This window comes from Bradyrhizobium sp. JR4.3 (assembly GCF_040547695.1).
Taxonomy (GTDB): domain Bacteria; phylum Pseudomonadota; class Alphaproteobacteria; order Rhizobiales; family Xanthobacteraceae; genus Bradyrhizobium; species Bradyrhizobium canariense.
Genome location: NZ_JBEPQF010000022.1, coordinates 100450 through 118553, shown reverse-complemented (window position 1 = coordinate 118553; position 18104 = coordinate 100450). Strand labels below are relative to the sequence as shown.

The window sequence follows — 18104 nt, the reverse complement described above, 5'->3', positions numbered from 1 at the left end:
CCGCAGGCTGAGGGCGGCACTATGTTCACTTTTGCACTTTCGATCGTCAGATCTTCGGGATCTTCGCCCGCTCCACCACGCCGGTCCATTTGCTGATCTCGGTCTCGATCAGCGTCTTCATCTCCTGCGGCGAGCTGCCGCGAACCTCGCCGCCGACGGCGGTCTCCAGACGTTGCTTGAGGTCGGGATCCCTAAGAGCGTCCAACGTCGCCGCATTGAGTGCGGCCATGATGGCAGTCGGCGTTCCCTTCGGCGCCAGCAGGCCGGCCCAGGTGCGCACGTCATATCCCTTGATCCCGGCTTCCTGAACCGTCGGCACGTCGGGCAGCAATGCGGTGCGCGTCGGCGAGGTCACCGCCAGGCCGCGGATCGCACCGCCCTGGATCTGCGCGGCGAGCAGGACCGGGGTGCCGACGATCACCGGAACCTCTCCGCCGAGCAGCGCGGTGACCGCTTGAGAATCGCCGCGATAGGGCACGTGCACGATCTCGACGCCGGCGGCTGCGTTCAACAGCTCTCCTGCCAGATGATGCGTGCTGCCGAAACCGACCGATCCGAAGGAGAGCGCGCCCGGCTTCTGCTTTGCCATGGCGACGAGCTCGCCCAGCGATTTTGCCGGATAATCGCTACGCACGGCAATGACGAGCGCGTAATAGACCAGCGTCGAGATCATCTCGAAGCTCTCGGCCGGCTGGTAGGCGAGGCTCTTGTAGGTCGCCGCGGAAATCGCGTGGGCGCCGGTGACGAGCCCGAGCGTGTAGCCGTCGGGCGCCGCTTTCGCGATGGCATCCGCGGCGATGTTGCCGCCGGCACCGGGCTTGGCCTCGACGATGATCGGTTGTCCGAGCTTCTTCGAGAGCCCGTCGGCGATGATGCGCGACAGCGTGTCGGCCGCGCCGCCGGCGGCAAATCCATGCAGCAGCCGGATCGGGCGCGACGGATAATTGTCCGCCGACGCCGAAGTGATTGCTAAAAAACCGCCAAACAGAAAAATCGCCGCAGCAAGCCGCTTCATCCGTCGCATGAATGCGTCCTCCCTTTTGATTATTCTATCGTTGGCCGCGACGAGGCGGCGTTCTTCAAGTCGAACTCGAATCCGCTAGCGGGCGAACTCCGTGCATTCAGGCGATGGCGGCATGCCCCAGACGTCGCGCGGCAGGCCGACCCAGACTTTTGGCCGCTGCGGTCGATCGCGATGCCAGGGACGCGGCTCGAAATAGCCGAGCGCCTCGTCGGTCATGCGGTCGAGATCGAAGAACAGCTCGACCACATGCCCGTCGGGATTGCGGTGATAGATCGCCGTGTTATGGCCGGGGCCATGACGAACCGGCCCCCAGAGAACCGGCAGCTTGTGTCGCGCAAGATGATCGCAGGCTTCGTGCATATGGGCGGCACCACGCAGCTCGAACGCGATATGATGCAGGCCACGGACGGGCGCGCGGGCGAAGTTCAGCGTGTGATGTTCGAAGCCGCTGCGCATGAAGACGAAGCGATCCTCGATCCAGTCGGAAACCCGCAGGCCCATCATGTTCGCGTAGAACTCAGAGGCCGCGCGCGGATCGGGCGTACCAAGCGCGACATGGCCGAGCTTGCTGACGGCAAGCGCTCCGATCCGCTCCTGCGCGGGTGTCGGCGTCCAGCCCTGGATCAGCTCGAAGCGCGTGCCTTCGGGATCGCTGAACGATAGCCGCCTCGAAACGCCAGGCAGTGGATCGCTCTGAAGTTCCGGCCGCAGATCGGCCTGCTTCAGCGCGGCGCCGAGCGCCTCGATCTGGACATCAGGAGATATCTCGAAGGCGATGCTCGTCAGTGCCGGGGCGCCGGGTTCGATCACCAGCGAAAGCTGCTCGGAATCGTTGGCGAGGAAGATGCGGCTGCCGTCGCGGCCGACGAGGCCAAGACCGATCACGGCGCGGTAATAGTCGAGCAGCCGCTCGGGATCGGGCGAGGCAAAGCTCGCGTGCCGGAGCCGGGTGAAGCGTGCAATGGGTGCTTGTGTCGTCATCGTGCAATCCACCCCCTCATGGCGTCATGATGATCTTGCCGAGCGCCGAGCCCTGCTCGAGCAGCGTGTGGGCCTGCCTGACCTCGTCGAGCTTCACGACCGCCGAGATCGCGGGCTTGATCGCATTGCGGCTCAGCGCATCGATCACGCTGCGCATGAGCGCGCGACGCTCGTCGCGATCGTGGTCGTAGATGTGGAAGGAGAAGCAGCGTATCGCCGGGCAGATGTCGAGATGGTCGCGCATCGCCGCCATCAGGTTTTCCTCCGGCAATCCGGCGAAGGCGTTGTACGACAGCAGCGTCCCCCATTTGCCGAGCGCGCCGAGATAGCCGGTGAACTCGGGCCCACAGACGTGATCGAGCACGAGGCCAACGCCCTCGCCATTGGTCAGCTCGCGGGTCCGCGCCACCACGTCTTCGCGGCGGTAGTAGATGACATGATCGGCGCCGTTGCCCCGCGCAAATGCGGCCTTCTCTTCGGTGGAGACCGTGCCGATGACTTTCATCTGCGCGAGCTTGGCGAGCTGCACCAGCGCGGTACCGACACCACCCGCCGCCCCGATCACCAGCACGCTCGCCGGTGCGCGCGGATGGCGGCACTCGTGCAGCAGCGCGTAGGCGACCTGGTAGTTCGACAGGCACACGGCCGCTTGCAGATCGACATTGTCGGGCAGCGCATGAATGGCGTCGGCGGGCGCGACCACGTAGTCGGCGTAGCAGCCGCCGCGCTGCGACAGGTCGCGTGCGCTCAGCAGCACCTTCTGGCCGACCGCAAACCCCTCGACGCCAGACCCGAGCGCGGCAATGCGGCCGGCGACGTCGTTGCCGGGATTAGCCGGCAGCGGCGGCATCCATTTGTAGACGCCACGCCGGATCAGCACATCGGGCTGCCCCACCCCGAATGCTTCGGCGCGGATCTGCACCTGGCCGGGTCCGGGCATAGGCACCGGAAGCTCGACCAGTTCGAGTGCATCCGGCCCACCCGGCTGACGCACCAGCAACGCTCTCATGATGTCACACGCCTCCCAAGCCATATTTTCGAAAATAATACCGTTTACGAAAATTATTGCAAGATGGTCGTTGGCGCGGCATGTTGAGCCATCGATTCAATGACAGAAACCATGTCCGAAAGCGCCATTCGCCCCCGCAAGGAATTCGGCAAGACCGTTGCCGCCGACATCACCCATCGGCTGCGCGAGGAGATCATTGCCTGCGGCCTGGCGCCGGGCGAACCGCTACGGTTCGACGTCCTGCGCGAACGATTCGGCGTCAGTTTCACGACGCTGCGCGAGGCACTGACGGCGCTTACCGCCGAAGGCTTGGTCGACGCGCAGGAGCAGCGCGGGTTTCGCGTGGCGCCGGTCAGCCGCCAGGATCTGGTGGAGGTCACCGATGCGCGGGTGTTGATCGAGGTGGAATTGATCCGCCGCGCGATCGAGCGGGGCGACGACGATTGGGAAATCGCCGTCATCTCGACACTGCATAGATTGAAGCGAATCGAGCAGCGCGATCCCGAACATCCGCTGCGCGATCCCGAATGGAAGATCGCCCACCGCCAATTCCACCAGGCCCTGGTGTCCGCCTGCGGCTCCGCGACACTCCTCGCCATTCGCGGCGATCTGTTCGATCGCGCCGAGCGCTATCGGCATCTGTCGGCCAATTTCCGGCCGCGTCCGCGCGACAAGGCCGGCGAGCACCAGGCGATCATGCAGGCCGCGATCTCGCGCAATCCGGATCTCGCGGTGCAGCTGATCGAGACGCATATCCGCACCACGGCTGACAACGTCGCGACCTACGCCGGGCACCTGCTCGACACCGAATAGGCGGCACGCTTTTTATCACCGTGGGCTTGCGTTTCACCACATTTTCGAAAATAATGAGCAAGATCGAAAATGCCAACCTTTGGGGCGAGACCATGAAGCTGCTGTCATTCTTGGACGGAAATCGGGAAAGCTGGGGCGCCGTTGTCGAAAATGGCGTCGTGGATCTCGGCCGCGCCCTGCCCCAATACCCTGTTCTCGCGGACTTCCTCGGCAGCGACGACTATGCGCGGCGCGAGGCCATCGTCGCCGGGCACAAGCCCACGATGGCGCTAAGCGACGTCAAATACCTGCCGGTGATCCCGCGTCCAGAGAAGATCGTCTGCGCGGTGCGCAATTATCTCGACCACCACAATGAAGCCGTGGCGTTCGGGATGAAGCGCGAGATCACGGAATTTCCACCGATCTTCCTCCGGGTCTGGCGCTCCCAGGTCGCGCACAACGCGCCGGTAGTCCGGCCAAAAGTCTCGGACAATTTCGACTGGGAGGGCGAGCTGGCCGTCGTCATCGGCAAGGGTGGCCGTCACATCAGCCAGGCCGACGCCTGGGATCACGTGGCGGGCTATTCGATCTACAACGACGTCAGCGTGCGTGACTGGCAGCGTCACGCCCAGCAGATCGCCTCCGGCAAGAACTTCGTCGGCACCGGCCCGTTCGGTCCCTGGCTGGTCACGCCGGACGAGATCGGCGATCCCACCAAATTGAAGCTCGAGACGCGCGTCAACGGTGCGGTGGTGCAATCCTCCGACACCTCGATGCTGATCTTCTCGATCCCGCGGCTGATCGAGTACAGCTCGACCATCTTCGACCTCGTCCCCGGCGACGTCATCGCCACCGGCACGCCGGCCGGCGTGGGCTTCACCCGCAAGCCGCCGGTCTTCCTCAAGCCCGGCGACGTGGTCGAGGTCGAGATCGAGAACATCGGCGTGCTGCGCAATCCCGTCGTCGACGAAGCCTAGAGTCAGCGCATGTCCTCCCAAGAGGTGGTTCAAGACATGTCCCATAACATCCGCAAGACCGCGCTCAGCGTCGAGACCATCTGGCACGAACGCGGTCCCCGGCTGGAGATGCCGCTGCTGGTCGGGACGGCCATTGCGGTCATCCGCAATCCCTTCGCGGGCCGCTTCGAACCTGACCTGATGCCGTTTCAGGCATCCTTGCGCGAGCTCGGGCGAGAACTCGCAACACGGCTGATCGCGCAGCTCGGCGGTGCCGCGCAGATCGAAGCCTATGGCAAGGGCATCATCGTCGGCGAGGATGGCGAGCTCGAGCACGGCGCGGTCTGGCACGAGGCCGGCGGCCAGGGCATGCGCGAGGTGCTCGGTCAGCCCAAGGCGATCGTTCCGGCGGCGAAGACCATCGGCGGTCCGGGCACGCGGCTCATGGTTCCGCTCGGGCACATTCACGCCGCCTATGTCCGCAGCCATTTCGGCACCGCGGAGATGACGCTGTGGGATTCACCACGGCGCGACGAGATCGCCTTCGGGCTCGTGATGGCGACCGGCGGCCGGCCTCACGCGCGCATCGGCGGCCTTGCGGCATCCGCGATCTCCGTGCACGACGGACAGCGCTGACGGGCGCACGATGCGCTGAAGGATTTTGTCGGGAACCTGCTGAAGCAGCGCGCTTGACCGACGCAATCAAGCGCCGGCGCGCTGCCGTAAAATGATCGACCCTTGAAACGATCAGCCCTTGGAGACGACCGCGCGGCCGTAGGGCGGCTGGCCCGCGACCGGCGGGTTGGCGGTTTGGGCGGCGAGTTCGCCGATGAGGCGGTCGGCATCGGCGGCCATGCCGTCGGGCGCCTGGATCACCAGCCGCTCCAGACCCCAGCGATAGGACGAGACGCGCTGCTCGAGGCACTGCTGCACCCACTGGATGATCAGCGAATTCTCCTGCATGCGCTCGATCGCGTCCTCTTTCTCCTGCGGCGAGAGGGAAGAGACACGCGCCATGCTGGCATTGCGCTTCTTGTCGAGGTCGATGACGCGGATCGCGGAGGCGAAGAACGGCTCGAAGCGGGTGATGTCGTTGCGCACGTCCTCCATCAGCTGCGTATAGCGCGAAGAATGCGAACGGTGCGGCTCGTCGATCAGCGTGCGACCGTACATGGTGCGGTCGAACACGATCTTTTGCCGCCAGGGCGAGGGCAGCGCCTTGTAGTCGCCGAACACGCTCTTCCAGGCGGGCCGCGACAATGGCGGCTCTATCAGGGGATAGGCGAGGTCGCGAAGCTGGCGCTCCTCGTCAGTGAGCTGGAATTGGGATGGCTTCAGGCCAACGCTGGAGGTGACTTCCGCGCCCAGCCAGCGATGCATGTCGTCGCTGCGCATGTCGGCGCGGGTGCGGCCGAAATCGCCGCCGCTACAGGCGGCAAGCGTCGCACCCAGCACTGCGAGCATGATGGCCGTTACGACGGGCCGGATCTGGCGGAGGTTCTCCGGCATTACAAAGGCCGAAGGCTAACGGCGACGACGACGGCGCCCCGGCGCTGTGCCCTGCTCCGGCCCGTGATCGCCGCTTGGCTCGTCGCTCTCGCGCTCGATGCGGATCACGGGAAGGATCAAAATCGTGCCCATGTCCGCGCGCGGAGCCACGTCCCCCGACGCGCTCACCCGGCGACCGGCCGGAAATTCGATGATGGTCCCCATATCAGCTCTCTTCAATTGCCGCGCGACCCGGCGCGCCTCTGCAACATGCATTCATTAAGATCAGTTCATGGTTAACGGGGTGTAAACGTGCCGGCGGGACCGTAACCGCACGGGCGCGACCCGCCGTCCCGTTGCGGCACGAGAACGCTTCAAAGCAAGCGTTCGGCTTCACGCCTCGTTTTCCTTAACGAGACTTTAAAGGAGCCCGCGATAGGCTGGCGGCGAGTATCTCTTCCAGGTCGCGTATCTCTCCATGACCAAGTCGTTGTTTCCAGGATTCGACGGGCTGATGACCCTCTCCCGTCGCGAAGGCGTCGATGTTCGTCCGACACTGCTGCGCGTGCTGACCGACCTCTATGTCCAGTCGAGTACCCATAGCGACGACGAGCAGCGCCAGTTCGTCGAGCTCGCCACACGACTGATCGACCAGGTCGACGACGCGACGCGCGCAGCGGTCAAGGCCCGGCTTGCGATCTATCCGTCGACGCCCGCCCCGATCATGCAGAAGCTCGGACTGTCAGCCGCGCAGGAGGGCCGCAGGGTTCCGCTCGCGCGCGAAATCCAGGCGCCCGCCTCTGCCCCCCCTCCTGCCCCCTTGCCGGTTCGCACGCCAACCGACGCCGAGCTGCGCATGGCCTCGAACATGGCGATGCAGCCAAAGGACGCGGCCGATATCTACGACATGTTCTTCCGCGCCGGCGCCTCCGAGCGCGCGCTGATCCTGCACAATCTGGCGGAGACCCCGCTGAAGGCCGCGCCGCGGATTCCGACCGTGCGCGCCAAGCGCGCAATCCAGATCCTCGAGATGGCGGCGATCGCGGGCGATGTCGAGAATTTCGCCTTCGAGCTCGGCGACAGCCTGATCCTGCCCTCGCGCGTCGCAGCCCAGATCGTCGACGATGCAAGCGGCGAAGCGCTCGCGGTCGCCGCGCGCGCGCTCGACATGCCGAGCCCGGTGTTCCAGCGCATCCTGCTGTTCTTCAAGCCGGAGATCGGCAACTCCGTGACCGACGTGTACCGGCTGTCGCGTCTTTACGATCGCCTCAGCGACCGCGCGGCGCTGGTGATGCTGGCCGCCTGGCGCGGCTCGACGCTCGCCGTCACCCGCGCCAAGTACCAGCCGTCGCTGCATGACAGCGAGCGCCAGCGCGCGCGTGCGGGCGCAAGCCAGACACGCCCGGGCGTGCAGCCCGGCTCCGCGCCTGCGGTGCGGACGGGGACTGACGGATCGGATCGTTAGGTCTTCGCCAATTCGAGGAAATGCCGCCCGGCGCGGTCTTCGGTCTCGACGATCCAGATGTCGGAGTCGAAGCGGATCTCCTTGGTCAGGCGCTCCTCCACCGCAGGCTCCGGCATCGGCTGCGGCGCAAACGGCACGAAGAAGCGATCGACCGGCCGGCCGTCGTCGTAAGAGGTCTGCGGCGCCGGCACATAGAGCATCGCATTGCCGTCAAGCAGCGAGATCTTCACGAACACCGCACCCGCCTCCTCCGCACCGCGACGACGCACCGCGCCGTACACGCCCTCGGTCTGGCACCGGCGCAGATAGGCTGAGACCCAGATGTTTGATTTCAAACGCATGGTGGCCACGATAGGACAGCGCTGCAATCAGCACCAGCCTTCGCACAACAGCAACGACTATTCGACGGGGTGGCCGATCGCGGCGCCGAGCTCGCGGAGCAGGCGGTCGGACAGCTGGCCGGTGACCTGCATCTTGTGCTCGCGCTCGAATTTCTGGATCGCGGACTGGGTCTCGCCACCCATCGCGCCCGTGATCTTCAAGTTCCCGTAGCCATATTCGGACAGCGCGCGCTGCACGCCGGCGATGCGCCGCGCCGCCGCGCTCTGCTGCACGGGGATCGGCGCCGGCGGACGCGCAACGGAGGGCGGTGCCGAAATCGTTTGCTTGACCAGATTGGTCATGGGATCGCCTGAGCGCGGCGTCGATGCGGTCGCCTCGACAGGCCTCTCCGGCGGCTTGTCCGCAGGTCTGGGCTCGGCACGAAACTCCGTCGCTCTCGGCTCGAGCGGCGAGGTATCGGCCCCGACCGGACGCGAACGGGGCAAGGGGTTCGACAGCGGCAGGGACGAGGGCGCGGGAAGATTGATCACGGTGCCGAACATCGGCGCCGGATGCCGCCCGGTCTGGAGGAACAGCGCGTTGGCAACGATCGCGCCGGTAGCGGCCACGGCGACGAAACCGGCGAGCGTATCCTTGGGGCTATGCAGCAGCACGCGCAGCACGAGATTGCGCTCGGTCTCGACATCGATGACTGCGACCTTGGCGCCACGGCGGCGCGGCGCGGCTTGGTCCTTGGCAGACTTCTTAGGCACTTTTCTTCACCAAAGCGGGTTGGTCCTGAACTTGGTCGTGAGGATGGTCCTGCAGTTCCTGGTGCTGAAGTTCCTGGCGCAGCACCGGCGTCAAGGTCGCGATCTTGCTCTCGCTCGCCTTGCTGTCGGACATCTTGGCCTCAGAAATCTTGGTATCAGAAGTTTTGGCATCAGAAATCTTGGCCTGCGGCGTGTAGACGAGCGGCAGCTTGACGGTGACGGCAGTTCCCTCGCCGAGCCTGCTTTGTACCGTCAATTCGCCGAGATGCAACGCCACGAGGCTCTTCACGATCGAAAGTCCGAGGCCGGTGCCTTCGTGACGACGCTGATAGGTTTTTCCGGCCTGGAAGAATGGCGCGCCGATGCGCTTGAGATCGTCAGGTGCGATGCCGATTCCGGTGTCGCTGACGCGTAGCGCAAGCTGCGAGCCCGAGACCGCCGCTGTTACAGTGACCTGACCGCCGCGCTCGGTGAACTTGACGGCGTTGGCGACGAGGTTGAGCACGATCTGCTTGAAAGCGCGCGGATCGCCGGTCATCACAGGCAGGTCCTGCGGCGCATCGGTGACGAGATCGACGCCGTTCTCCCGCGCCTTCAGCGCCAGCAGATTGCAGCAGTGCATCAATGATGCACGCGGCGCGAACGGTTCCGACGCCATCTCGAAATTACCCGATTCCATCTTGGACATGTCCAGGATGCCGTTGACGACCGAGAGCAGATGCTTGCCGGAATCGTTGATGAGCTGGGCGTATTCCCTCCGCTGGGCCGCACCCAGCATCAAGGTCTGCTCCTGCGTGATCATCTCGGAGAAGCCGATGATGGCGTTGAGCGGCGTGCGCAGCTCATGGCTCATGGTGGCAAGGAAGCGCGTCTTGGCGGCGTCGGCCGCCTCTGCAGCGCTGCGCGCCTGATCGAACGCCTGCTCTCCGAGCTTGCGGTCGGTGACATCGCGCATCACGGCGACAACATCGGCCTCGCGCGTGGTATCACGGCCCATATCCTGATCGAGCGGGCGGCAGCGCATCTCGACCCAGATGAAATCAACCTGGCCGCGCTCCGAGCCGGCACGCTCCCGGCGCAACCGGAACTCGACGCTGCGCACCTCGCCGCGCGCGGCATCGGACAGCGCCGTCAGATACGCCGGGCGATCGGCGACATGGACGCGATCGAACAGGCCATGGCCGAGCAGTTGCGCGACGGGCACACCGAGCATGGCTTCCACCGCCGGTGAAATGAACTGCACCGCGCCGTTGCGCTGATGCCGCGAGATGACGTCGCTCATATTCCGCGCCAGGAGACGGTAACGCTCTTCCTCACGCGACAGCAGCGCAACGCTGGTGCGCGCGAGCGATTCCGCACCGAAGGCCAGACCTGCCGCATAGAGCGTCGCCGAGGCGACGCCGAACGCCATCAGCACGCCGCGTTCCGCGGCGCTGGTGTCGCCAATCGACAGCCAGCCGAGCTGGCTGACGAGAATCAGGATGCCGGCGCAGGACAGCGCCAGCAGCGAGGCAAAGGCCGCGACGCGGCGCGAGGCCGACAGCGCAGCTTCGAGGGGAACCACGACCAGCCAGATCGCGGCGAATGATTCGATGCCGCCGGTCGTCACCGCAACCGCCATGATCAGGCCCGAGAGCGCCAGCGACGACAGCACATGCGCGCCTTCGTAACGGCCGGTGCGCGACAGGAACCAGGACAACAGGATCGGCGCAATCAGCCAGGCGAAGGCTGCGACCTCGATCGCGCTCGGCGCGCCGCGCATGGCGAGATAGACCGGGAATGCGGCAAAGGCGGCCAGGCTGCCGAGCAGCCGCGGGGCCATGAAGGCACGATGGCGCGCTCGCGTCAGCGCGTCGTAACGCGCGGAGGGATGCAGCAGCGCATCGAGACAATCGCGGATGATACTCAAAACTGTCACGGGTCTCGCGCTTCGGCTCATTCGTCGGGAAGACGCGCCGGAACGCCTCCTTATCGTTGAGCCACCGTGTCAGAGCGACCTTAAACGAACACTAAGGCAGCGCGGCGCGCCGCCGGACGCGGTGTCATCGCAGGGCTTTTTAGGCGATTTGACGACGTCATCGGCGAGGATGGTGAACACAGGGTTTCACTGCGATCCGCATGGTTTCGAAATGGTGGACGGGCGCGGCGGCAGAATCACGGCGCGTGGACGTCAATCGAAAATTTACGAGACCGTCGATTGCGAAGATTCTTGCGTCAATTTTCCGCGAATTAAGCGGAAGGCAATCACTTGCGATTTATCGAGAGTTGCTAGGTCCGACATCCGCGGAGATCGCCGCGGCGGGATCTAACATACAGGTCGCAAGATGCGCTTTCTGCTTCGCATCACATTCTGGCTCGGGCTGGTGCTGGTGCTCCTGCCGCGAGACAAGACGCCCGAATCGGACAAGCTGCCGCAGATCGGCGCTGCCGACGCGGTGCAGGCTGCGACCGCGGCTGTTTCCGACATGACCCAGTTCTGCAAGCGCCAGCCGGCGGCTTGCGAGGTCGGCGGACAGGCCGCGACCATCATCGGCCAGCGCGCGCAGGACGGCGCGAAGAAGATCTACCAGATCATCAACGACAAAAAAGAGCAGCTCGAGAAGCCCGACAAGAAGGCGCCCGACCACACCGGCTCGATCGCGCTGGCCGGTGAAGGCGACACCGCAACCAGCGAGGCGCCGCGCGACACCCTGTCCCAGGACGACCTCGCGCTGGAATGGCGCGGTCCGGCGCCCGCGACGGCGAATTAGCGCCCAAACCCTATCGATTTCGGCGCTTTGCGTCCCTATATTGGCCTGAACGGGAACTTTGGGCCAGCATGACGACGATCGACGAAATCAGGGCAAATTTCGAGATTCTGGACGAGTGGGACGACCGCTATCGGTACGTCATCGAGCTCGGCCGCACCCTGGAACCGATGTCCGAGGCGGAGCATTCGGCCGAGAACAAGGTGAATGGCTGCGTCAGCCAGGTCTGGCTTCAGAAGCTGATCGATCGTCGCGATGGCGGGCCGCCGGTCCTGACATATCGCGGCGACAGTGACGCCCACATCGTGCGCGGGCTGGTCGCGATCGTGCTGTCGCTTTACTCCGGCCGCACGCCGCAGGAGATTCTTGCGACCGATGCCATTGCCGTATTCGACGAGTTCGGCTTTCGCGATCATCTGACGCCGCAGCGTTCCAACGGCCTGCGCTCGATGGTCGAGCGCATCAAGACCGACGCGAAAGAGGCGCTCGCGGAAGCCTCGTAGAAAATCTACTTCCGCTTCCGCTGCTGCTGTCCCAGTCCCATCTGCTTCGCAAGCTGCGAGCGGGCCACCGCATAGTTCGGTGCGACCATGGGATAGTCGGCCGGCAGGCCCCATTTCTCGCGATATTGCTCCGGCGTCATGTTGTATTGGGTGCGCAGATGGCGCTTCAGCGACTTGAAGCGCTTGCCGTCTTCCAGACAGACCAGATAGTCGGGCGCGATCGACTTCTTCAGCGAGACCGCCGGCTTCGCGGGCTCGAGCGGCGCCGTCTCGGTGCGGCCTGACGAAACGCGCACCAGCGCGCCATGCACCTGGCTGATCAGGTTCGGAATCTCAGCCGCAGGCGTTGGATTGTTGCTGAGATAGGCCGACACGATGCCCGCCGTCAGCTCAACGAAATTCTTAGCCCCAGCATCCGACATCGGCCCCGCCTTTCTCCACCTTGCCTCTCACGGGAGAGACGACGTCAGAGTATTCCGTGTCAACAATACGTTCGGCTGAATGGAATGACTGAGGAGTATCGGCTGATTTACTGACGAAGCAACAAGAACGCCAGCGCTTTACTTTGCCTGCGCCAGCTTTCTCAGGCCCCACGCTGGTCGAGGTGGGAGCGCAGCTCGTCGATCGAGGCAAAGCGCATCATCCCCTCCGGCATCTGGGCTTCGATCGAGCCATCGGAGTAGAGCGAATACGCCATGCCGTCGACGATGCCGGATTTGAGCACGGTCACGGGCGCCTGTTCGGCCGAGGCCGCCGGCTCCGGTGCGGGCGGCGGAGCAGTCTCCGCGAAGGTCGACGGCGAGCGCGGCGGCGGGCGCCGCGAGGCGGCCGGCGCCTCCGGAGGCCTCATACGGTCCGGCTTCGGCCAGGCGTCGTCAAAGCTCGCAGGCGGCGTCTCCGGGGCGGCAGGCTCCGCCGACGGCTCGGCATGCGGCAGCGGCGGCAAGCCCTCGCCGGTCTTCGCCTCGGCGCGCTCGCGCTCCTTGCGGGAGGTCGAGGCGAACATCAGGTTGCGCCGGCGCGGCGGTTCCGGAACCTCCGGCGGGCTCGGAGCTTCCGGCGGTGGCGGAGGCTCGGCGCGCGGACGCTCGCGCGCGGCTGCTTCGTTCTGCCAGGGCGGCGGTCCTGCGGCCGGCAATGGCGGCGCCGGCTCGATCTTCTCTGCGCCCGGCTCAGGCGCGGGGCCAGGCGTTCCAGCCATCCCGAGACCCGGCAGCACGGGCCTGACCCGAACGTCGGACGGTGCGATGGATCCAGCCAGCCGGCGGACCATGCCCTTCAATTCCGCGACCACGACGTAGAGGCCGGCCAGTAACATTCCGGAGCAGACGCCGATGGTACCGGCGATTATGAGGGTACTGCCGAGACTGAATTCCCTGACGGTGAAGCCGAACAGGATCGCAAGGAGGCCCGCCAAAATGGCGAAAATCCCCGCGATCAACAATGCCAACGCCATCGAACTCACCCCTGGCCGCGCAGCCACACGCGACCCTCGTCACGCCACGATACCGTCATCCGGTGTTCCACGCCAACGTCGAATTATAACCTGCGTTCCTAAAGGAAAGGAAATCAGGGACTTATTCACATTCCCTTCAGCTACGGCTCGCTACTTTAGGCCGCTCTCAAGTTTGGCCGGATTTGCTGCGTCGCATCAGGAATTAGCCATAATGCCCAATTACTTGCTAATGGAACTGCGCTATAGGGATTCCGGGGAGCAGGCCCGCGCGCACCAGCAGGGCCAAGAGGGGATTCCGGGTCACCAATAGCCATGACATCCATCACGACTTCGGCGATCGACACGCCTCTGCGGCGCTCGGTTGAACGGACTTGCGACGATCTCGCCATGCTGGTGCTGGCTGCGGTCGCCGTCATTGCAGGCTTGACCTTCCGCGACTACGGGCTCGGCTGGGACGACTACACCCACGCCGAATACGCCGATCTGCTGCTGCGCATGTTCGGTTCCGGTTTCAAGGACACCGCGGCCCTCTCCTTTGCCAACCTCTACATGTATGGCGGCGGCTTCGACATGGTCGCGGCCCTCCTGCACAAGGTGATTCCGCTCGAGCTGTTCGAGACGCGCCGGCTGCTCGGCGCCGTAGTCGGCGTGATCGGACTTGCGGTGACGTGGCGGCTTGGCCGCCGTGTCGGTGGTCCCCTTGCGGGACTTGCCTCACTCTTGCTGCTCGCGCTCTGCCCGATCTTCTACGGCCACATGTTCATGAACCCGAAGGATGCGCCCTTCGCGGTGGCCATGATCATCCTGATGCTGGGCCTCGTCCGCCTTGCCGAGGAATATCCGCAGCCGTCGCCGCGCACGATCCTGATCGTCGGCCTTGGCGCCGGCCTCTCGCTCGGCACCCGCGTCCTCGGCGGCCTTGCGCTGGTCTATGCCGTGATCGGCTTCATGCCGCTGTTCCTGGAGGAACTGCGCACCGAGGGCCTGCGTGAATCGGTCCGACGCTTCGCTTATGTCGTCTACGTGCTGTTGCCCGGCCTCGTGCTCGGCTATCTCGTGATGGGGCTGATCTGGCCGTGGTCGATCATGGAGCCCGGCAATCCCTTCGAGGCGCTGACCTACTTCTCGCACTTCTTCGAGAAACCCTGGAAGGAGATGTTCGACGGCGCGATCGTTTCCGTGCCCGACATGCCCTGGTCCTATCTGCCGACGCTGTTCGCGCTTCAGTTGCCCGAGGTGATGCTGGTGCTGATGTTCGGCGCCGTGATCGGCACCTTCGCACTGCTGCCGCGCCGCGAGGTTCCAGCCCGCCGCAAGACCATCCTGCTGATGCTCACGCTCGCCGCGACGCTGCCGCTCGCGATTGCGATGGTGAAGCGCCCGGCGCTGTACAACGGCATTCGCCATTTCGTCTTCGTGATCCCGCCGATGGCGGTGCTCGGCGGCGTCGCCTTTGGCTGGGCCATGGAGCGCCTGCGCGCCAATCACCGCACCTGGCAGCCGGTCGTGCTCGCCACCTTCTGCTTTGGCTTGGCGCTCTCGCTCGCCGAGATGATCCGCCTGCATCCCTATCAATACACCCACTTCAACCACATCGCCGGCACCGTGCGCGGCGCCGACGACCGCTTCATGCTGGATTATTGGGGTCTGGCGCTGAAGCAGGCCTCGGACGAATTGCGCGAGCAGCTGGTCGAACGCCAGGAAGTGCCGCCGCGAAACCGCAAATGGAAGGTCGCGGTGTGCGGTCCGCAGCGCCCCGCCCAGGTCGCGCTCGGGCCCGACTTCACCATCGGCTGGGATTCCAATGCCGCCGATTTCGCCATGACTCTCGGCGAGTTCTACTGCAAGGGCCTCACCGCGCCCGTGCTGGTCGAGATCAAGCGCGACGACGTGGTGTTCGCCCGCGTCTACGACATCCGCGGCAGCAGCATTTCGAGCCTGCTCTCGATCCCGGCGCCGTAGTAAATTCCTCCGGACCGTAGCCCGGATGAACGCAACGACATCCGGGGCCTATCAGGCAGCCCCGCATGTCGCTTCGCTCATGCGGGCTACGCTGGACTGCCGCGCTTTGTGTGCCTTGCTGGCAGGTCGCGGCAGGACTACGCTCCCTCCCCGCAACAACGATGTTCGGAGAGATCGACCATGTCGCCAGCGGAAGCGCGCCTGAAGGAAGTGCCGTCGAACATGACGGAGGCCGAGTGGCAGCAACGGGTCAATCTCGCCGCATGCTATCGTCTCGTCTCGCTCTACGGCTGGGACGATTTGGTCGACACCCATATCTCCGCGCGCGTGCCCGGCCCTGACCATCATTTCCTCATCAACCCCTACGGGCTGATGTTCGACGAGATCACGGCGTCGAGCCTGGTCAAGGTCGATCTGCACGGCAACCAGCTCTCCGAGAGCGAGTACAGCATCAACCCCGCCGGCTTCACCATCCATTCGGCGATCCACGAGGTGCGCGAGGACGCCATCTGCGTGCTGCATCTCCACACCCTCGACGGCACCGCAGTCTCGAGCAGCGCCGAAGGCCTGCTGCCGCTGAACCAGACCGCCCAGCTCGTCACCCACGACCTCGCCTATCACGACTACGAGGGCATCGCGCTCGACCACGACGAGCGGCCGCGGCTGCAGAAGGACCTCGGCGACCACAACCACATGCTGCTGCGCAACCACGGCACGATGACGGTCGGCCGTTCGGTGGCCTCGGCCTTCGAGCGCATGTATCACCTTGAGCGCGCCTGCTCGATGCAGGTGCGTACGCGCGCGCTGGGCACGCCGGTCTACCCGGTCGACGATGTCGCGATCGACAAGAATACCGAGCTGCTCGCCAACCGCGACCGCGCCGAGTTGCGCGCCACCAACCTCGTGTGGCCGCCGCTGCTGCGCAAGCTGGACCGCGAGCTGCCGGGCTACCGGTCTTGAAATTTTCGAGATTTGGTGTAGGGTAGCGTTCAACGAACCTCTACGCCTTTTGGAATGAAACGCCGCCCAATTCCGGGCGGCGTTTTTATTTGTAAGGTCTCGTAGGGTGGGCAAAGCGAAGCGTGCCCACCATTGCCGATCGCGATCCGGGACAGATGGTGGGCACGGCGCTTTGCGCCTTTGCCCACCCTACGCACTCGCAACGACGAGGATAAAGAGCGCCCTACTTCACCTCCGCCAGCGCCGCGAGGATGCGCGCCCAGGAACGGATGCCTTTCTGGAAGCTGCGGAGGTCGTACTTCTCGTTCGGCGAGTGGATGTTGTCGTCGTCGAGGCCAAAACCGACGAGCAGCGAATCCAGCCCCAGCGCGCGCTTGAAGTCGGCGACGATCGGGATCGAGGCGCCCGAGCCCATCAGCACGGTCTCCTTGCCCCATTCCTCGGTCAGCGCGGTTTTGGCCGCGGCGAGCGGCTTCATGTTCCAGTCGAGCGCAATCGCAGGCCCGGCAGAGTGATCGCCGAACTCGACCTTGCAGTCTCCCGGAATGCGCGCCGTCACGTACTCACGGAAAGCCTTGCGGATCTTCGCAGGATCCTGCCCTTGGACCAGCCGGAACGAGACCTTGGCCGACGCGTGCGACGGGATCACCGTCTTCGAGCCCTCACCGATATAACCGCCCCAGATGCCGTTGACGTCACAGGTCGGACGTGTGGAAGCCTGCTCGACCAGGAGCCTGCCCTTCTCGCCGGCCGGTATCGATAGCCCAACGGGCTTGAGGAACGTGTCCGGCGTGAAGTCGAGCTTCTTCCACTGCGCGAGAATGTCCGGCGGCGTGTCCTTTACCCCATCGTAGAAGCCCGGAATGGTGATGCGATTGTCGTCGTCGAACAGCCCGCCGAGAATTTTGGTCAGCACCCGGATCGGGTTCATCGCGCTGCCGCCGAACACGCCGGAATGCAGGTCGCGATTGGCGGCGGTGATCTTGAGCTCCTCATAGAGCAGACCGCGTAGCGAGGTCGTGATCGCCGGCGTGTTGCGGTCCCACATGCCGGTGTCGCAGACCAGCACGTAGTCCGCCCTAAACTCGTCCTTGTTGGCTTCGATGAAGGGCACGAAGTTCTTCGAGCCGACTTCTTCCTCGCCTTCGATCAGGAACGTGACGTCGATCGGCAGTGACCCCGTCACTTTCTTCCAGGCGCGGCAGGCCTCGACGAAGGTCATGACCTGGCCCTTGTCGTCCTCGGCGCCGCGCGCCACGATGATCTTGCGGCCGTCGGCATGGTCGGTGACAACAGGCTCGAATGGCGGACGGTGCCAGAGTTCGAGCGGATCGACCGGCTGCACATCATAGTGGCCGTAGAACAGCACATGCGGCCGGCCGCCCGCGACGCTCTTGCCGACGACCGCGGGATGGCCGGCGGTCGGCCTCACTTCAGTCGCAACGCCGAGGCTCGCGATGTCCCTGGCAAGATGCTCGGCCGCCGCCTTGCAATCGGCCGCGAAGGCCGGATCGGCGGAGATCGACTTGATCCGCAACAGCGAGAACAGACGCTCCAGGCTGTTGTCGAACTCCTTGTCGATGTGGTCGAGCACGGATTGAAGCTGCGCATTTGCCATTGGTCGTATTCCCTGCGTTCGAATCCCAAGACGTCGGGACTCAAAGATG

Annotated in this window: 19 protein-coding genes; 8 read left to right on the top strand and 11 right to left on the bottom strand. The window is 64.8% G+C overall.

Going from position 1 to position 18104, the window contains the following annotated elements:
- Positions 1-46: 46 nt before the first annotated feature.
- The 3 genes from ABIB91_RS28940 to ABIB91_RS28930 form a co-directional block, all read right to left on the bottom strand.
- The gene (locus ABIB91_RS28940) at positions 47-1024 is read right to left on the bottom strand and encodes a tripartite tricarboxylate transporter substrate binding protein (protein WP_219684860.1); all 978 of its coding nucleotides are present in this window, start codon (positions 1022-1024) and stop codon (positions 47-49) included.
- Between the two features lie 75 nt (positions 1025-1099).
- Positions 1100-2005: a VOC family protein gene (locus ABIB91_RS28935; protein WP_354169446.1), complete on the bottom strand. Its 906-nt coding sequence runs from the start codon at positions 2003-2005 to the stop codon at positions 1100-1102.
- Between the two features lie 16 nt (positions 2006-2021).
- Positions 2022-3014: a zinc-dependent alcohol dehydrogenase family protein gene (locus ABIB91_RS28930; protein ID WP_354169448.1), complete on the bottom strand. Its 993-nt coding sequence runs from the start codon at positions 3012-3014 to the stop codon at positions 2022-2024.
- Between the two features lie 111 nt (positions 3015-3125).
- On the opposite strand from ABIB91_RS28930, the gene ABIB91_RS28925 reads away from it, so the two are divergent.
- From ABIB91_RS28925 to ABIB91_RS28915, 3 genes are all read left to right on the top strand, one after another.
- A complete protein-coding gene (locus tag ABIB91_RS28925; protein WP_035995051.1) occupies positions 3126-3827 on the top strand; it encodes a GntR family transcriptional regulator in 702 nt (233 codons plus the stop codon).
- Positions 3828-3919: 92 nt separating this feature from the next.
- On the top strand, positions 3920-4783 hold the full coding sequence (locus ABIB91_RS28920; protein WP_035995055.1) for a fumarylacetoacetate hydrolase family protein: 864 nt from the start codon (positions 3920-3922) through the stop codon (positions 4781-4783).
- Between the two features lie 36 nt (positions 4784-4819).
- Positions 4820-5398 (top strand): amino acid synthesis family protein, encoded by a 579-nt coding sequence (locus ABIB91_RS28915; protein WP_354169450.1) that lies wholly within the window; start codon positions 4820-4822, stop codon positions 5396-5398.
- Between the two features lie 111 nt (positions 5399-5509).
- On the opposite strand, the gene ABIB91_RS28910 is transcribed toward ABIB91_RS28915, so the two are convergent.
- Both ABIB91_RS28910 and ABIB91_RS28905 read right to left on the bottom strand, forming a co-directional pair.
- Positions 5510-6271: a hypothetical protein gene (locus ABIB91_RS28910; protein ID WP_219684865.1), complete on the bottom strand. Its 762-nt coding sequence runs from the start codon at positions 6269-6271 to the stop codon at positions 5510-5512.
- 15 nt (positions 6272-6286) lie between these two features.
- Positions 6287-6475 carry a hypothetical protein gene (locus ABIB91_RS28905; protein ID WP_007593508.1) on the bottom strand — a complete coding sequence of 63 codons (189 nt, stop codon included), beginning with the start codon at positions 6473-6475 and terminating at the stop codon, positions 6287-6289.
- A gap of 253 nt (positions 6476-6728) precedes the next feature.
- Here ABIB91_RS28905 and ABIB91_RS28900 point away from each other — a divergent pair, with 253 nt between their 5' ends.
- Entirely contained in the window at positions 6729-7715 is a 987-nt protein-coding gene (locus ABIB91_RS28900; protein ID WP_007593514.1) for a DUF2336 domain-containing protein, read from the top strand.
- Here the strand turns inward: ABIB91_RS28900 and ABIB91_RS28895 are convergent.
- Genes ABIB91_RS28895 through ABIB91_RS28885 form a run of 3 tightly spaced genes read right to left on the bottom strand, consistent with a single transcriptional unit; the run spans position 7712 to position 10748 of the window.
- Complete coding sequence (locus tag ABIB91_RS28895) at positions 7712-8056, bottom strand: DUF1491 family protein (RefSeq protein ID WP_007593522.1); 345 nt, start codon at positions 8054-8056, stop codon at positions 7712-7714. The two genes, ABIB91_RS28900 and ABIB91_RS28895, sit on opposite strands and share 4 nt — an antisense overlap.
- 57 nt (positions 8057-8113) lie before the next feature.
- Entirely contained in the window at positions 8114-8809 is a 696-nt protein-coding gene (locus tag ABIB91_RS28890; protein WP_354169453.1) for a peptidoglycan-binding domain-containing protein, read from the bottom strand.
- Positions 8802-10748: a PAS domain-containing sensor histidine kinase gene (locus ABIB91_RS28885; protein WP_354169455.1), complete on the bottom strand. Its 1947-nt coding sequence runs from the start codon at positions 10746-10748 to the stop codon at positions 8802-8804. The genes ABIB91_RS28890 and ABIB91_RS28885 overlap by 8 nt, the downstream gene beginning before the upstream one ends.
- Before the next feature lie 385 nt (positions 10749-11133).
- Here ABIB91_RS28885 and ABIB91_RS28880 point away from each other — a divergent pair, with 385 nt between their 5' ends.
- Positions 11134-11559: a DUF5330 domain-containing protein gene (locus ABIB91_RS28880; RefSeq protein WP_219684869.1), complete on the top strand. Its 426-nt coding sequence runs from the start codon at positions 11134-11136 to the stop codon at positions 11557-11559.
- A gap of 68 nt (positions 11560-11627) precedes the next feature.
- Positions 11628-12059 carry a SufE family protein gene (locus ABIB91_RS28875; protein ID WP_354169458.1) on the top strand — a complete coding sequence of 144 codons (432 nt, stop codon included), beginning with the start codon at positions 11628-11630 and terminating at the stop codon, positions 12057-12059.
- Positions 12060-12064: 5 nt separating this feature from the next.
- On the opposite strand, the gene ABIB91_RS28870 is transcribed toward ABIB91_RS28875, so the two are convergent.
- Positions 12065-12481, bottom strand: coding sequence for a Ros/MucR family transcriptional regulator (locus ABIB91_RS28870; protein ID WP_018456864.1), 417 nt, complete (start codon positions 12479-12481; stop codon positions 12065-12067).
- A gap of 161 nt (positions 12482-12642) precedes the next feature.
- Positions 12643-13515 (bottom strand): DUF308 domain-containing protein, encoded by an 873-nt coding sequence (locus ABIB91_RS28865; RefSeq protein WP_354169460.1) that lies wholly within the window; start codon positions 13513-13515, stop codon positions 12643-12645.
- 312 nt (positions 13516-13827) lie between these two features.
- Between ABIB91_RS28865 and ABIB91_RS28860 the strand changes: the two genes are divergently transcribed.
- The gene (locus ABIB91_RS28860) at positions 13828-15477 is read left to right on the top strand and encodes an ArnT family glycosyltransferase (protein ID WP_354169462.1); all 1650 of its coding nucleotides are present in this window, start codon (positions 13828-13830) and stop codon (positions 15475-15477) included.
- A gap of 180 nt (positions 15478-15657) precedes the next feature.
- A complete protein-coding gene (locus ABIB91_RS28855) occupies positions 15658-16437 on the top strand; it encodes a class II aldolase/adducin family protein (protein ID WP_007593534.1) in 780 nt (259 codons plus the stop codon).
- A gap of 223 nt (positions 16438-16660) precedes the next feature.
- Here ABIB91_RS28855 and ABIB91_RS28850 read toward each other — a convergent pair whose 3' ends face one another.
- Positions 16661-18055: a M20/M25/M40 family metallo-hydrolase gene (locus tag ABIB91_RS28850; RefSeq protein WP_007593536.1), complete on the bottom strand. Its 1395-nt coding sequence runs from the start codon at positions 18053-18055 to the stop codon at positions 16661-16663.
- Positions 18056-18104: the final 49 nt, after the last annotated feature.

Coding starts and splice junctions, on each gene's coding strand:
- ABIB91_RS28940 (WP_219684860.1), bottom strand. CDS start 1,024: ATGCGACGGATGAAGCGGCTTGCTGCGGCGATTTTTCTGTTTGGCGGT.
- ABIB91_RS28935 (WP_354169446.1), bottom strand. CDS start 2,005: ATGACGACACAAGCACCCATTGCACGCTTCACCCGGCTCCGGCACGCG.
- ABIB91_RS28930 (WP_354169448.1), bottom strand. CDS start 3,014: ATGAGAGCGTTGCTGGTGCGTCAGCCGGGTGGGCCGGATGCACTCGAA.
- ABIB91_RS28925 (WP_035995051.1), top strand. CDS start 3,126: ATGTCCGAAAGCGCCATTCGCCCCCGCAAGGAATTCGGCAAGACCGTT.
- ABIB91_RS28920 (WP_035995055.1), top strand. CDS start 3,920: ATGAAGCTGCTGTCATTCTTGGACGGAAATCGGGAAAGCTGGGGCGCC.
- ABIB91_RS28915 (WP_354169450.1), top strand. CDS start 4,820: ATGTCCCATAACATCCGCAAGACCGCGCTCAGCGTCGAGACCATCTGG.
- ABIB91_RS28910 (WP_219684865.1), bottom strand. CDS start 6,271: ATGCCGGAGAACCTCCGCCAGATCCGGCCCGTCGTAACGGCCATCATG.
- ABIB91_RS28905 (WP_007593508.1), bottom strand. CDS start 6,475: ATGGGGACCATCATCGAATTTCCGGCCGGTCGCCGGGTGAGCGCGTCG.
- ABIB91_RS28900 (WP_007593514.1), top strand. CDS start 6,729: ATGACCAAGTCGTTGTTTCCAGGATTCGACGGGCTGATGACCCTCTCC.
- ABIB91_RS28895 (WP_007593522.1), bottom strand. CDS start 8,056: ATGCGTTTGAAATCAAACATCTGGGTCTCAGCCTATCTGCGCCGGTGC.
- ABIB91_RS28885 (WP_354169455.1), bottom strand. CDS start 10,748: ATGAGCCGAAGCGCGAGACCCGTGACAGTTTTGAGTATCATCCGCGAT.
- ABIB91_RS28880 (WP_219684869.1), top strand. CDS start 11,134: ATGCGCTTTCTGCTTCGCATCACATTCTGGCTCGGGCTGGTGCTGGTG.
- ABIB91_RS28875 (WP_354169458.1), top strand. CDS start 11,628: ATGACGACGATCGACGAAATCAGGGCAAATTTCGAGATTCTGGACGAG.
- ABIB91_RS28870 (WP_018456864.1), bottom strand. CDS start 12,481: ATGTCGGATGCTGGGGCTAAGAATTTCGTTGAGCTGACGGCGGGCATC.
- ABIB91_RS28865 (WP_354169460.1), bottom strand. CDS start 13,515: ATGGCGTTGGCATTGTTGATCGCGGGGATTTTCGCCATTTTGGCGGGC.
- ABIB91_RS28860 (WP_354169462.1), top strand. CDS start 13,828: ATGACATCCATCACGACTTCGGCGATCGACACGCCTCTGCGGCGCTCG.
- ABIB91_RS28855 (WP_007593534.1), top strand. CDS start 15,658: ATGTCGCCAGCGGAAGCGCGCCTGAAGGAAGTGCCGTCGAACATGACG.
- ABIB91_RS28850 (WP_007593536.1), bottom strand. CDS start 18,055: ATGGCAAATGCGCAGCTTCAATCCGTGCTCGACCACATCGACAAGGAG.